Below are 13402 nucleotides of genomic sequence, written 5' to 3' on the forward strand. Positions count from 1 at the left end.
TGATTCGCTCGGTCCTCAACGACCCGCCTCATGTCGGAGCTCGTCACCGCCGCCAGCGGCGCATACACGCCCGAGTCCCAGGCCCCGCGCGCGCCGCTGTCGCCGGAGGCGTTCGAGGCGATGCTCGTCGCGGTGCTCCCCGCCGCGTACGCGTACGCGCTGCGCCTCGCGCGCGAGCCGGCGGACGCCGAGGACCTCGTGCAGGAAGCGGCGCTGCTCGCGTTCCGCGGGGCCTCCGGCTTCGCGGCGGGCACGAACTTCAAGGCGTGGTTCTTCCGCATCGTCACGACGAGCTTCTGGGGAAGCCATCGGGCGCGCCGGCGCCGCCCGCAGACCGTCGAGTACGACGACGCGCCGGAGCTGGGCCTCTACGCGCTGTCCGCGCAGAACGGGCTGCCGCAGACCGGCGAGGACCCGGCGGCGCCCCTGCTCGATGCGTTAGGCACCGAGCGCATCGCCGCGGCGATCGCCGATCTCCCCGAGGAGTTCTCGGCGGTGTGCACGCTCTACTTCATGGAAGACTTCACGTACCAGGAGATCGCGGACGTGCTCGACGTCCCCGTCGGCACCGTGCGCTCGCGACTCCACCGAGGACGCAGAATGCTCCAGCAGGCGCTCTGGCAGGCGGCGCGCGACGCCGGGATCGTGGAGGACCGCGCATGACCGCGCCGCTCACGCGCTACAGCTGCGAGGAGACGTTCCGGCGCCTCGACGACTTCCTGGACCGCGAGCTGACCGCCGCCGAGACGGAGCTCGTGAACGACCATCTGCTCGTGTGCGCCGCGTGCGCACGCGAGTTCCGCTTCGAGGCGAGCGTGCTCGCCGGCGTGCGCCGCTCCGTCCAGCGCATCACCCTGCCCGACGGCCTCCAGGCCCGCGTGCTCACTGCGCTGCGGGCGCTCGGCGAATGATTCGCGTGCGCCGAGCGGGGCTCCACATACGAGTTCGTGTGGGACTGAAGAAGGACTGAAGGAGGACTGAAGAAGGAGAACACCAACAATGTTGTTGGTCCTTCTTCAGTCCCTCTTCAGTCCTTCTTCAGTCCCACCAACACACGTACGTGGAGCCCCGCTCGGCGCGCCCAAAGCCGCCGTCACCGCCGCTCGTCGAGCCGCTCCGCGATCCCCCGCACGAGCCGCTCGATCTCGTCGATCCGCCGGCTCATGCGCACGTTGATCTCATACTCGATCTCCGCCTGCAGCGCCTCCTGCTGTCGCTCCCGGTTCTGGCTGATGAGCAGGAATCCGGTGAGCAGGATGGCCTCGACGCCGAGCAGCAGCCCGAGGAGACCGAACGGGTAGGCGTCGAACGGATGGGCGAGCGCGATGATGCCCGTGTTCACGGCGACCCACACGAGGAACCAGAACACGTGCACGAGGATGAAGTGGCTGCGGCCGACGAACGCCACGACGCGGTCGGCGACGCGCTCGTGCCACGCCGAGCGGCCCCGCACCTCCTCGGCCACGTAGCGGTACTTGCCGAGCGCCTTGCCGCACGCCGGGTTCGCGCAGAACACCGCGTCGCCGTCGTTCGTGCCGCCGCACGCCGGACAGACGATCGCGTCGGCGGCCGCGGCCGCCTCGTTCGTGAGCGGAATCGTGGTCATGGCAGGAAGAAATGCGCAGGATCGCGCGTTGGTTCCCGGGAACCGGGTCATGGGCGGATGCATTACGGCGCGCACGATTCGCCGTCCCATCCTTCAACCCCTACGCCCCGATCATGCGCACCAGATTCGCCGTGCTCGCCACGCTGCTCGTCGCCGCCTGCGCCGATCCGGTCGACGCGCCCGTCGCGCCCGCGGGACGCCTAACGCCGAGCGCCGCCGTCGATCTCGTCACCTCGCGTCTGCCGCGCGTCGGCGGCGTGTTCACGGCCACGAACGATGCGGGCGCGAACGCCGTGCTCGCGTTCGACCGCGCCCCCGACGGTACGCTCACGCCGGCCGGCTCGTTCCCCACCGGCGGCGCCGGCATCGGCGGCACCACGGATCCGCTGTTCTCGCAGTACTCCGTGGCGCTGAGCGGCAACCACCACTACCTGTACGTCGTGAACGCGGGCACCGACGACATCTCCGTGTTCCGCGTCGGCGAGTCGCCGCGCCTCGAGCTGGTGCAGCGCATCGCGTCCGGCGGCGTGCGGCCGGTGAGCCTCGCCGTCGGCACGCGCGCGCTCTACGCGCTGAACGCGGGCAGCAGCACGGTCACGGCGTTCACCATCGGCAGCGGCAGTCGGCTGCAGCCCGCACCGGCGTGGACGCGCGCGCTCAGCGCCGGCGCCAGCGGTCCCGCCGAGGTGCGTCTCAGCCGCGACGGCCGGCTGCTCGCCGTGACCGAGCGAGTGTCGGCGACGATCGACACCTATCTCGTGCAGCCTGACGGCGCGTTGGGCACCGCGATCCCGAACGCGTCGAGCGGCGCGGCGCCGTTCGGCTTCGACTACACGAACACCGGCCGGCTCGTCGTCTCCGAGGCGGGGCCCGGCACCGCGTCGTCGTACGCCGCGGCCGGTGGCGTGCTGCACGTGCGCACCGCGTCGGCCGCCACGCTGCAGCGCGCGCCGTGCTGGCTCGTCGTCACGCCCGACGGCCGCGTCGCGTTCACGGCGAACGCCGGGAGCGCGACGCTGACCGGCTTCGCGGTGAGCCCCGAGGGGCGTCTCTCGCTGCTCGTCCCGTCGGGCGTCTCCGCGGACCTCGGCGCCGGCGCGGCGCCGCTCGACCTCGACGTCAGCGCGGACGGTCGCTTCGTCTACGTGCTGAAGGCGGGCACCGGCGGCATCGGTGCGCTCGCGCTCGCGCCCGACGGCTCGCTCACGCCCCTCGCCGACACGCCCGCCACCGCGCCGCGCTCCGGCCAGCAGGGCATCGCCGCGTTCTGAGTCGCGTCGCGTCGCGCGCCTGACGCGCGCCTGACGCGCGCCTAACGCGTCCGACGGTCGGAATGCCGGCGACGGTCCCCCACGCGCCGATCGGTGCTCGCGCGCCGGTCGGTGCGTTCGCCGTCGGCGGCGACCACGCGCCGCAGCGCCAGCGTGAACGTGCTCCCCTTGCCTAACTCGCTCGCCGCCGTGAGGTCGCCCCCCATGCCGCGCGCGAGGTCGCGGCTGATCGCGAGCCCCAGCCCCGTGCCCTGGTGCTCGCGCGTGCGTCGGGCGTCGACCTGCACGAACGGCTCGAAGATGGCCTCCAGCTTGTCGGCCGCGATGCCGATGCCGGTGTCGGCGATGTGGATCAGCGCGAGGTCGGGGTGCGACGCGTCGGCCGGCTCGCAGCGCAGCGTGACGCACCCGCCGCTCGGCGTGAACTTCGCCGCGTTCGAGAGGAGGTTGAGCAGCACCTGGCGCAGCTTGTCGCCGTCGGCCCACACGGCGAGGGAATCGCCCGCCGCCGACTCCTCCACCTCGAGCGTCACGCCCTTCGCCTCCAGCTGCGGCACGCCGAGCTCCACGGCCTCCGCCATCACCACGGCGACGTCGGTCTCGCGCACGTCGTACTGCACCCGCCCCGCCTCGAGCTTCGCGAAGTTCAGCACGTCGTTGATGAGGCTCAGCAGGTGCCCCTGCGCGTGGTTCACGCGGCCCAGCACCTTCCGCTGCTCGTCGGTCAGCGGCCCGTAGAGCCCCAGCTCGAGCAGCTGCGCGTAGCCCGCGATCGCGTTCAGCGGCGTGCGCAGCTCGTGGCTCATCACGGCGAGGAACTCGCTCTTCGCGCGGTTCGCGTCTTCCGCGGCCGTGCGCGCGCCCTGCTCCGCGTGGTACCGTTCCGCGTTGTCGAGCGCGAGCCCCGCACGCCGCCCCACCTCCTCGGCCAGCGCGCGATCGCTCTCGGTGAACGGCCGGGACACCGGCGAGACGAACGACAGCGCGCCGAGCCGCCGCGCGTGCGCGACGAGCGGCACCACGAGCACCGACCGCCCGTCCAGCAGCCGCAGTCGCTCGCGCTCCTCCGCGTCGTCCACGAGCCGCTCGAGCTCCGCGGCCGACACGTTAGGCAGGTGCGTCGTGGCACCGGTGCGCACCACCGACGCCGGCCCGTGGGGCGCGTCGATGGGAAGCGGCCGGCGGCACCAGTCGGCGCCGGCGCGGCCGGCCGCGGCGACCTCGCGCAGCACGCCCGACTCGTCGACCACGTCCGCGGCGACCCACGCGGCGAACGCCGCCAGGCTCACCTCCACCACGTGCCGCAGCGTCGCGCGAAAGTCGAGCGACGCGCCGAGCGCGCGGCTCACCTCGCCCAGGAAGTGGTCGCGCGAGGCCGCGCGATCGCGGTCGGTGACGTCGAACACCACGACGAGCCGCGCCTGCTGGCCGTCCACGACCGTGTCCTGCGACGTGAGCTCCACCCGGCGCAGCGAGCCGTCGCGCGTACGGTGCCGGGACGTGTCGCGCACGACGTGTCCGGTGGCCGCCGCGGACTGCACCGCGCGCACCAGGGTCGGCACGTCCTCGGGCGGCCGGATGTCCCGCAGCGTCATCGTCAGGAACTCGGCCCGCGAGTAGCCGTACGCCGCTGCGGCGGCGGCGTTGACGTCGAGAAAGCGCAGCGTCGCCGGGTCGTAGATCCACATCGGCACCGGGCTCTCGCTGAAGATGCGCCGCAGCTGCTCCGCCGACGCGTTCGCCGCCTGCAGCGTCGCCGACAGCTCCTCGTTCGCCTCCTCGAGCTGCTGCGCCAGCTCCTGCGCCTCCACCACCTGGTGCTCCAGCACCTCGGCCTGCGCACGCATCATCTCGATCATGACGTCCGCCTCTTCGCGGGCCGCGCGCGCCTCGCGCAGCCACCGGCCGACGACCAGCCCCGCGAGCACCACCGTCAGCGCCAGCGCGGCCGCGACCGCGGCGTCGAACCGCCCGTGCGACGCCCGCAGGTGCGACGCCGTGGCGGCGGCGCCGGCGAGCGACACGAGCAGCAGCGCGATGACGGTGGGAACGCGGGACGAGCGGGTCATGAGTCGATCGAGACGAGCGGCACGGCAAGGCGGTTGCGGCGGCTGCCTGCCCGCCACAGCAATCGACGCGCGACCCGCGCCGAGCGATTAGCGGCATGGTGACGCGCATCACGCGCGCGCGCAACGAATCGACGCGCCGGCCGCTCCGCGCGGCAGGAATGCGCCGCCCGCTCACCCCGACTGCCCCCGCGTGCCCCGACCCTCTCTCGCGCTCGGCCCCGTCGCCGCGCTCCTGCTGGCAGCGACGGCGCGCGCCCAGACCGAGTACCACGACACCGACGCCGGCCGCCCGCTGCGCATCGAGGACGCGACGGCGACCGCGCGCTACGCGCTCGGCGTACAGCTCCCGCCGCTCCGCGTCGAGCACACCGCGTCGGGCGTCACACGGCTGCGCGCGGAGCCCAAGCTCTCGTACGGCGTGCTGCCGCGGACCGAGGTCGAGCTGCGCGCGACGCTGCTCTACGTACCGCCGAGCGGCCAGGCACCGAGACGGGCCGGCGTCGCCGGGATCGGCGTGTCCGCGCTCCACGCGCTCACGATCGAGACGCCCGACCATCCCGCGCTGGCCCTCGCTGCCGACGTGCTGCTCCCCGTGGGCAGCTTCGCGTCGCCGCTGCCGGTCTACTCCGGCAAGGCGATGCTCACACGAACGTTCCGCGCCGCGCGCGTGCACGTGAACGGCGCCCTCGGTACGTGGAACCTCTCCGTGCCCAACCCGCTCGTCGGCTGCGGCCCGAACCAGGTCGCGCCACCGGGCACGTCGTGCCCGTTCGTGCCGGAGCCCTTCATCCCCGACACGCCGTGCGACGTCGCGCCGATGCCGGACGCGTCCGACGCCGCGCCGAGCGCACGGCTGTGCGGCGCACCGGCGACGGCATCTGCATCGACGCGGCAGCTCGCGCTGTCGCGCACGCGTTACGGGCGCCGCTGGTTCCTCGGCGCGGCGGTCGATCGCGCGGTCGCCGTGCACTCCGTGCTGCTCGCCGCCGACGTCTACGCCGAGTCGTTCGAGCGGCTCTACGGCCGTCCCGACGTCGGTGCGGAGATCGGCGCGCGCCACCAGGTCGCGCCTAACGTGGTGCTCGACGCCGGCATCGGCCGGCGCGTCGCCGGCGTGAACCGCGCGACGCTCGTCACGCTCGGCGCCACGCTGACCGTGGCGGCGCGTCCGCTGGTGCGCGCGCACTGATGCGTCGCGCTCTCATCGCGAGCGCGCTGCTCGCAGGTATGACGGCGTGCGCGCCCCTGCGCCGCGGCGCGACCTACGACGAGCAGATCTGGCTGCCCGCATCGCACAACTGGACGTTCCGCGCGGCGTATCCGAGCGTCGACCGGCTGTTCAACGCGTTCGACTACGGACATGCGAGAGTCTACGATCGGCTCGCGCGGCGCGCTCCCGCCGCGGACATCGAGCGCGCCGACTACGACTGGATCACGACGCGGCTGCTGCGGCATCCACCGAGCGTGCCGCTCGACGAGGCGGCGATCGGGCCCGCCTACGTGCGGCTCGCGCCGGAGCTGCGCGCGGCATTCGAGTGGGCGCACATGCTCCATCGCCAGCTCTACGACGTCTGCGCCGACGCGCGTCTGACGCCCGCGCAGCGCGACGCCGCCGCCGCGGCGGTGCTCCGCTACTATCGCTCGCGTCCCGACCTCGCGTTGAGCACCGTGCCGAAGCGCATGGGCCTCATGGAGAGCGGGCCGCACGCGCTGGGCTTCCGCCGCGCGCACCCGCGCTATAACGGGCTGCTCTGGTCGTACCACTGGCTGCAGATGACGCTGTACGACGCGCTGCTCGCCGGCGGCAGCCGCGCGGAGCGCGACGCGAACGTGCGCGCCGTGACCGCGCGCTTCTTCGCGATGCTCGACGACGCGCCGCGCACGACGCCCGCCGACATGCCGATGGCCGCCGCGATCGCGCCGGCGTTCGCCGCGCGCTATCCCGAGGCGGCCATCGTGTTCGACAACCTGCACGCACTGCACGACGTGGTCGCCGACATCCTGGCGGCCCCCGGCGTGCCTGACGCCGAGCGTCGGCGACTGTTGTTGGGCGCGCTCACCGCCTACCGCGACGACGTCACGCAGGCGACGACGGTGGCCGAGTGGCGCGACATGGCGGAGATGATGGACCTCGCGCGCATGGGCGGCGCGGCGCGCGACGCGTTCGGCGCGCGCCGGCCGTAGACGGGAGCTGGACCGGACCGGCTCGCGGCCGCGGCGCGTCGTTAGGCGCGCTCGCCGCGAGCGGTCAGGTCGTCGCGCCGTCCCGCGAGGACGCGCCCGGCAGCGCGCTCGCGTGCGTCGACCACCAGCGCTGCCAGCGCACCGCGGCCTCCGCGAACGTGCAGATCTCCACGCCCTCCGGCCCGACGGCGTACGCGAGGTCGAGCAGGTCGAGCTCCCGCTCCAGCACCGTCGCGAGCGTGGTGCCCTCGCGCCGCACCTCGCCGCGGTCGTAGTCCTGCGCCGCGATCTGCGCCGCCGCGCCGCTCGACACCGCGATGCGCCCACCGGAGAGTCGGGCGATCGTCTCGACCTCCTCGCGCAGCCGGTGGATCGTGAACGACACGGGCGCCGAGAGCTCGGCGAACGCGGGCACCGGGCCGCCGCTCGCCGGCGCGGGGAGCGCGAGCAGCTGCAACGTGCGCACGGCGTTCGCCACCTCGCGCGGATCGCCGCGCGCGGCGAGCGACACGAGCCGGCCGACCGGATCCGGACGTCCGATGGCGCGAATGACGGCGGCGGCGTGCCGCCGCTCGTCGTCCTGCTCTCCGCGCGCCGGCGCGCCGCGCGCGACGAGGCTCGCGATCTCGGGGAGCAGCGACGTGTCGCCGCACGCCGCGATCGCGCGCACGAGGTGCAGGTCCACGATGCGCTCGTCCGCCGCCGGATCGAAGTTCTTGCCGGGCCGCCCCGCGGGTCGCTCGCGCTCCCACAGCGCGCGCAGCCCGGGCAGGAGCTCCGGATCGGCGCGGCGCGCGAGCGCCTCCAGCGCCGCGACGCGCTCCGGCAGCGGGTTCGCGGCGTCGCGCGCGACGGACAGCGAATGATCGATCGCGGGTGCGTTCATCGGAGTCGGTCGTTGCTGGGCATGGCAACCGCGCTGGCCGCTCCACGCGACGAGCAGGCAGAGTGCCGCGAGCGTGCGTCGTCGCGCCACCATGGGAGTGCGTTCAGGGACCGGCGAAGCTGGCCGGATGCGTCACGGTGATGGTACCGTCGGCGTTGCGGACCTGCAGCACGCGCGTGTTCCACGTCTTCGAGGTGAGCGTCACGGGCTGCGGATCGTCGAGCTTCCCGGTGACGACGCCGAACACCGGCGCCGAGCCGTCCTTGCGCGTGATCTTCACCGCGGCGGGCACCTCGAAGTTCAGATGGACGCGCGTCTCGAAGTCGACGCCGTGCCACTCGTGGCTGATGCCGGGATCGATCGCGCCGCCCGGCGCATCGTCGGTGCTCGCCGTCTTCTTGTCGGCGCTCACGGTGAACGCGCCGTCGCGATAGCGCGGGTTCGTGTGCAGTCGGTCGATCGTGAAGTCGGGGAAGTCCGCGTCGTGGATGATGTCGTACAGCTTGTGCGTCGGGAAGCTCTTCACCGGCGGCGTGCCGCTCCATTGCGGCATGGCGCCCTGCATCCACTGCACCATGGTGTACATCTCGGTCGTGTCGGCCTCGCGGACGGTGAACTCCATCCGCACCGAGTGCTTCGTCCCGCCGGCGATGTACCCGAGGTCGACGACGTCGAACTTCGTGAGGTTGTTGCGGAGCTTGAGCGAGCCCTTCGCGGAGTCCGCGCAGATCGGCGTCGCGGCATCCTTCACGGCGACGACGCGGAACGCGAGCGTGTCCTCGGTGAACGTGGCGAGCGTGCGTCGCGCCTGATCGCGCCACCACTCGATCGGCATCTTGAACGTCGCGCTCCCCGCCCCATCGAGCTTCAGCGTCTTCTGGCCGCTCGACCAGCTGCTGTACTCCGTCCGCCCGACGCGCACGTCGCGCGCGTCGCCCGGCGCCCACGAGTCGCCGAGCCCCGGGCCGCCGGAGAGCTTGCCCGCGCCGGCGCGCGAGATCTGCACGTCGAACAGGTGGTTCGGCGGTCCCTTCGTGATGGTGAACTCGAGGATCGGGAACGTCCCGGCGCTCGGCAGGTTGCCGGTCTTGTCGAGCACCACCGTGTACTCCGTCTTCACCGCCTTGATCTCGATCGTCGCCTGCAGCGGGAGCTTCGACTCCGTGGTGGCGTCCGCGGGCGCGTTCGCGGTCGCGGTGCCTTCCTTGTGCTGCGGGTGCTGGCCGCGAATGGAGTAGCTGCCGGGCGCGATGCCGTCGAACTTCGCCCACCCGTCGGCGCCGGTGTTGAGGTCGTGCGTCTCCGGCCCCGAGATGTGGACGGTGCCCTTGTCGAGCGGGCTCTTGTCGCACGGGTGCTGCAGCTGCACGTGCAGGTTCGCGAGCTTCTTCGCCGGCGGCGCCGGCTTCGGGGGTGCCGGCTTCGGCGGCGTGGGCTTCGGGGCGGGCGGCGGCGGTGCGACGCCGCCGCCCCCGCCGCTGCCGAGCGAGACGGGCTCGATGAACAGCCGCACGGTGCCGGACGCGATGAACCCGGCCATGCGGTCGACGACCTCGTGGTCGCTGACGCCGGAGAGGTCGGGGCCCATGCCGCAGCGGATCGCGATGCGCCGCATCTCCGACATGGCGAGCGGGTCGCGCTGGTCGTCGCGCAGCGTCTGACGGACCCACGCATCCCCCGCCGGCGACGGCGCGCCGTCGGGCGGGGGCTCGTTCCACAGCCGGTAGGTGTGGTGCGACAGGGACATCGCGCTGCTCCCGTCGGCGTGCGGTGCGCCGTGCGCGGTGCGCCGTGCGCAGGACGCGGTGCACGTGCGACGCGCACGTGCCACGACACGAGCGTGGCGCGCGCCGGAGATCTTGTCAACGACGATCGCACGCCCGAAGCGCTCGGCGCCCCCGCCGAGGTCAGCCGTCCGTTCCGGGCGGACAGTCGACCTCGGCGGGGGCGCCGAGTGCCTAACGCGGGCCTAACGACGGCCTAACGAGCGGCCGGGACGGCGATCACTCCACCGTCACGCTCTTCGCGAGGTTGCGCGGCTGGTCCACGTTGCAGCCGCGCTTCACGGCGATGTAGTACGCGAGCAGCTGCAGCGGGACGCTCGCCAGGATCGGCATCAGCATGTCGACCGTCTCCGGGATCCGGAACTCGTAGTCGAGCTTCCCGGCGAGCGACTCCTCGTCGCGCGTCGTGATCCCGATGACGCGGCCCTTCCGCGCCTTCACCTCCTGCACGTTCGACACGACCTTGTCGAACACCGAGTCGTGCGGCGCGACGACCACGACCGGCATGAGGTCGTCGATCAGCGCGATCGGCCCGTGCTTCATCTCCGCGGCGGGGTAGCCCTCGGCGTGGATGTAGCTGATCTCCTTCAGCTTCAGCGCGCCCTCGAGCGCCGTCGGGAAGTTGTAGCCGCGCCCGAGGTACAGGAAGTTGTGCGCGTTCTTGAACTGGTCGGCGAGCTCCTGGATCTCGTCGGCGCGATCGAGGATCGACTGCACCTGCCCGGGCAGCCGCAGCAGCGCCTGCGCGATCTCGCGCCCGCGCTCGATGCCGAGGTTGCGGAGCCGCGCGAGCTTCAGCGTGAACAGCGCGAGCGCCACCACCTGGCTCGTGAACGCCTTCGTCGACGCGACGCCGATCTCGGGACCGGCGTGCAGGTACACGCCGCCGTCGTCCTCGCGCGCGATCGTCGAGCCGACGACGTTCACGAGGCCCAGCGTTCTCGCGCCGCGCCGCTTCGCCTCGCGCATCGCCGCGAGCGTGTCCGCCGTCTCGCCGCTCTGCGAGATCACGATCACCAGCGTGTTCGGCGACACGATCGGGTTGCGGTACCGGTACTCGGAGGCGTACTCCACCTCCACCGGGATCCGGCACAGCTCCTCGATCATCATCTCGCCGATGAGCGCCGAGTGCCAGCTCGTGCCGCACGCGGTGATCGTGATGCTGTCGATCGCGAGCAGCTGCTCCTTCGTGAGATTGAGCCCGCCGAGCTTCGTGAACCCTTCCTCGAGGATCACCCGGCCGCGCATCGTGTTCTCGAGCGTCTGCGGCTGCTCGAAGATCTCCTTCAGCATGAAGTGCGGGAAGCCGCCGCGCTCGATCTCGTCGAGATCCCACTCGATGCGGTTGACTTCCTTCACCAGCTCGCGCGCGTCGAGGCTCATGATCTTGTAGCCGTCGCGCGTCACGACCGCGAGCTCGCCGTCGTCCAGGTACACGACGTTGCGCGTGCTGTTGAGGATCGCCGACGCGTCGCTCGCCACGAAGTACTCGCCGTCACCCACGCCGACGAGCAGCGGGCTCCCCTTCCGCGCGGCGACGATCTTGTTCGGCTCCTTCGCGTGCACCACCGCGATGCCGTACGTGCCGTCCACGAGGTGCAGCGCCTCCAGCACCGCGTCCTCCAGGCAGCCGTCGTAGCTCGCCTCGATCAGGTGCGCGAGCACCTCGGTGTCGGTCTCCGACGTGAACGTGTGCCCCGTCTGCTCCAGCAGCGTGCGCAGCGCCGTCGCGTTCTCGATGATGCCGTTGTGCACCACCGCCACCTCGGACTTCTCGTCCACGTGCGGGTGCGCGTTGCGCTCGTTCGGCGCCCCGTGCGTCGCCCACCGCGTGTGCGCGATTCCCACCGTGCCGTGCACCGGCTGCTGGCCGATCACCGACTCGAGGCGCGCGATCTTCCCGGCCGCTTTCCGCGTCTCGACCTTGCCGTTCATCACGGCCACGCCCGCCGAGTCGTAGCCGCGGTACTCGAGGCGCTTCAGCCCGTCGATCAGCAGCGGCGCCGCCGCGCGGGGTCCGACATATCCGACGATTCCACACATGGCCCGGTTGATTGCAGGGAAATCCGATTCGAGACTCGAGGTCTGCTGCGTGACTGCGTGGCTGCGTCATACCTGGTGCCCACGCCGCTGCGCAGCCACGCAGCGTTCACTTCGCGAACAGCGCTTCCACGGGCTTCCGCGACCGCGACACCAGATCGGTCGCCTCCGGCAGGGATGGCGCCTCCGCGATCACCCGGACGATCGGCTCGGTGCCGCTCGGCCGTACGTGCACCCATCGGTCGGTCCAGCTCAGGCGCAGCCCGTCCTGGGTGTCCGGCGACGCCTCGGGGAACGCCCCGCGCAGCGCCTGGTACACCGAGTCCAGCGGCACGGGCGGCCGGTCGAGCTTGTCCTTCACGATCACGTAGCGCGGGTGGTCGGCGACGATCGCCGACAGCGGGCGCCCCTCCTCCACCAGCAATTGCAGCAATAGCGCCGCGCCGAGCGGGGCGTCGCGCCCGAGGTGGAGCTCCGGCAGGATCACCCCGCCGTTCCCCTCGCCGCCGATCACCGCGCCCACGTCGCGCATCTTCACCGCGACGTTCACCTCGCCCACCGGCGCGAGCAGGCATTCCACGCCCGCCGCGGCGGCGACGTCCTCCACCACGCGGCTCGTCGAGAGGTTCGTCACGACCGGCCCGCGGCGGTGCTTGAGCACGGTGCGCGCCGCGAGCGCCAGGGTGTAGTCCTCGCCGATCGCCTCGCCGCGCTCGGAGACGAGCGCCAGCCGGTCCACGTCGGGGTCGGTCGCGAAGCCGATCGCCGCCCCGCTCTCGCGCACCAGCGCCTCGAGGTCGCCGAGGTTCTCGGCCACCGGCTCCGGCGGCCGGGGGAAGCGCCCGTCCGGCTCCAGGTTGATCGCCCGCACCGTGCAGCCGAGCCGCTCCAGCAACATCGGCATGATGACGGCCCCGGCCCCACGCACGGCGTCGAGCGCGACGTGGAAGCGGCGATCCCGGATCCCCTCCACGTCGAGGAACGGAAGCCCCAGGATCTGCTCGACGTGGCGCGCCGCCGCGTCGAAGTCCGAGGTCACGTGGCCGAGACGGTCCCACGTCGCGTACGACGTCCCCGCCTCCATCGCGGCGCGCATCTCGGCCCCCTCCTCCGCCGACAGGAACGACCCGCTCGGCCCGATGAACTTGAGCGCGTTCCACTCGATCGGGTTGTGGCTGGCCGAGATCATCAGGCCGCCCGCGGCGTGGTGGTGCTCGACGGCGAGCTGGCAGGTCGGCGTCGTCGTCAGCCCGAGGTCGATGACGTCCGCGCCGACCGCCTCCAGCGCGGAGAGCACCACGCGGTGGAACAGCGGCCCCGACACCCGGCTGTCGCGCCCGAGCACCACGGCGCGCGTCTCGCCCGCTCCCCGCCGCGCCGTCGCCCACGCGCCGAACGCCGCCGCGAACCGCGCCACGACCTCCGGCGAGAGCGCCTCGCCCACGCGGCCGCGCACGCCGGACACGCTGACCATCAACCCTTCGTACGCCATGGCCGCCCAGTACCGAAAAAAAGAAGCCGGCCGCCTGGGCGGCCGTCGGGAACGAGGTAAGCAGGTAACG

Annotated in this window: 11 protein-coding genes; 5 read left to right on the plus strand and 6 right to left on the minus strand. The window is 72.6% G+C overall.

The window, feature by feature from the left end; all coding sequences use genetic code 11:
* Positions 1 to 30: 30 nt before the first annotated feature.
* Together J421_RS19605 and J421_RS19610 are read left to right on the plus strand one after the other, a co-directional pair.
* Positions 31 to 663, plus strand: coding sequence for a sigma-70 family RNA polymerase sigma factor (locus tag J421_RS19605; RefSeq protein WP_025412870.1), 633 nt, complete (start codon positions 31 to 33; stop codon positions 661 to 663).
* Positions 660 to 911: an anti-sigma factor family protein gene (locus J421_RS19610; protein ID WP_025412871.1), complete on the plus strand. Its 252-nt coding sequence runs from the start codon at positions 660 to 662 to the stop codon at positions 909 to 911. Before J421_RS19605 ends, J421_RS19610 begins: the two co-directional genes overlap by 4 nt.
* A gap of 182 nt (positions 912 to 1093) precedes the next feature.
* Here J421_RS19610 and J421_RS19615 read toward each other — a convergent pair whose 3' ends face one another.
* Positions 1094 to 1606, minus strand: a complete 513-nt coding sequence (locus J421_RS19615; protein WP_025412872.1) for a DUF1003 domain-containing protein — start codon at positions 1604 to 1606, stop codon at positions 1094 to 1096.
* Between the two features lie 113 nt (positions 1607 to 1719).
* Between J421_RS19615 and J421_RS19620 the strand changes: the two genes are divergently transcribed.
* Entirely contained in the window at positions 1720 to 2877 is a 1158-nt protein-coding gene (locus tag J421_RS19620) for a lactonase family protein (protein ID WP_025412873.1), read from the plus strand.
* Positions 2878 to 2918: 41 nt separating this feature from the next.
* On the opposite strand, the gene J421_RS19625 is transcribed toward J421_RS19620, so the two are convergent.
* Positions 2919 to 4946, minus strand: a complete 2028-nt coding sequence (locus J421_RS19625) for a PAS domain-containing sensor histidine kinase (RefSeq protein WP_025412874.1) — start codon at positions 4944 to 4946, stop codon at positions 2919 to 2921.
* Positions 4947 to 5136: 190 nt separating this feature from the next.
* On the opposite strand from J421_RS19625, the gene J421_RS19630 reads away from it, so the two are divergent.
* The gene (locus tag J421_RS19630) at positions 5137 to 6135 is read left to right on the plus strand and encodes a hypothetical protein (RefSeq protein ID WP_025412875.1); all 999 of its coding nucleotides are present in this window, start codon (positions 5137 to 5139) and stop codon (positions 6133 to 6135) included.
* Entirely contained in the window at positions 6135 to 7130 is a 996-nt protein-coding gene (locus J421_RS19635) for a hypothetical protein (protein ID WP_025412876.1), read from the plus strand. Before J421_RS19630 ends, J421_RS19635 begins: the two co-directional genes overlap by 1 nt.
* A 64-nt stretch (positions 7131 to 7194) precedes the next feature.
* Here J421_RS19635 and J421_RS19640 read toward each other — a convergent pair whose 3' ends face one another.
* The 4 genes from J421_RS19640 to glmM form a co-directional block, all read right to left on the minus strand.
* Positions 7195 to 8016: a hypothetical protein gene (locus J421_RS19640; protein ID WP_025412877.1), complete on the minus strand. Its 822-nt coding sequence runs from the start codon at positions 8014 to 8016 to the stop codon at positions 7195 to 7197.
* Positions 8017 to 8119: 103 nt separating this feature from the next.
* Positions 8120 to 9763 (minus strand): hypothetical protein, encoded by a 1644-nt coding sequence (locus tag J421_RS19645; RefSeq protein WP_148306406.1) that lies wholly within the window; start codon positions 9761 to 9763, stop codon positions 8120 to 8122.
* Positions 9764 to 10019: 256 nt separating this feature from the next.
* Entirely contained in the window at positions 10020 to 11843 is a 1824-nt protein-coding gene (gene glmS, locus J421_RS19650; RefSeq protein WP_025412879.1) for a glutamine--fructose-6-phosphate transaminase (isomerizing), read from the minus strand.
* 106 nt (positions 11844 to 11949) lie between these two features.
* Entirely contained in the window at positions 11950 to 13314 is a 1365-nt protein-coding gene (gene glmM, locus J421_RS19655; protein WP_201773045.1) for a phosphoglucosamine mutase, read from the minus strand.
* Positions 13315 to 13402: the final 88 nt, after the last annotated feature.

This window comes from Gemmatirosa kalamazoonensis (assembly GCF_000522985.1).
GTDB classification, from domain to species: Bacteria; Gemmatimonadota; Gemmatimonadetes; order Gemmatimonadales; family Gemmatimonadaceae; genus Gemmatirosa; species Gemmatirosa kalamazoonensis.

Excerpts from the sequence above, each read along its gene's own strand:
- J421_RS19605 (WP_025412870.1), top strand. The coding sequence starts at position 31 with ATGTCGGAGCTCGTCACCGCCGCCAGCGGCGCATACACGCCCGAGTCC.
- J421_RS19610 (WP_025412871.1), top strand. The coding sequence starts at position 660 with ATGACCGCGCCGCTCACGCGCTACAGCTGCGAGGAGACGTTCCGGCGC.
- J421_RS19615 (WP_025412872.1), bottom strand. The coding sequence starts at position 1,606 with ATGACCACGATTCCGCTCACGAACGAGGCGGCCGCGGCCGCCGACGCG.
- J421_RS19620 (WP_025412873.1), top strand. The coding sequence starts at position 1,720 with ATGCGCACCAGATTCGCCGTGCTCGCCACGCTGCTCGTCGCCGCCTGC.
- J421_RS19625 (WP_025412874.1), bottom strand. The coding sequence starts at position 4,946 with ATGACCCGCTCGTCCCGCGTTCCCACCGTCATCGCGCTGCTGCTCGTG.
- J421_RS19635 (WP_025412876.1), top strand. The coding sequence starts at position 6,135 with ATGCGTCGCGCTCTCATCGCGAGCGCGCTGCTCGCAGGTATGACGGCG.
- J421_RS19640 (WP_025412877.1), bottom strand. The coding sequence starts at position 8,016 with ATGAACGCACCCGCGATCGATCATTCGCTGTCCGTCGCGCGCGACGCC.
- J421_RS19645 (WP_148306406.1), bottom strand. The coding sequence starts at position 9,763 with ATGTCCCTGTCGCACCACACCTACCGGCTGTGGAACGAGCCCCCGCCC.
- glmS (WP_025412879.1), bottom strand. The coding sequence starts at position 11,843 with ATGTGTGGAATCGTCGGATATGTCGGACCCCGCGCGGCGGCGCCGCTG.
- glmM (WP_201773045.1), bottom strand. The coding sequence starts at position 13,314 with ATGGTCAGCGTGTCCGGCGTGCGCGGCCGCGTGGGCGAGGCGCTCTCG.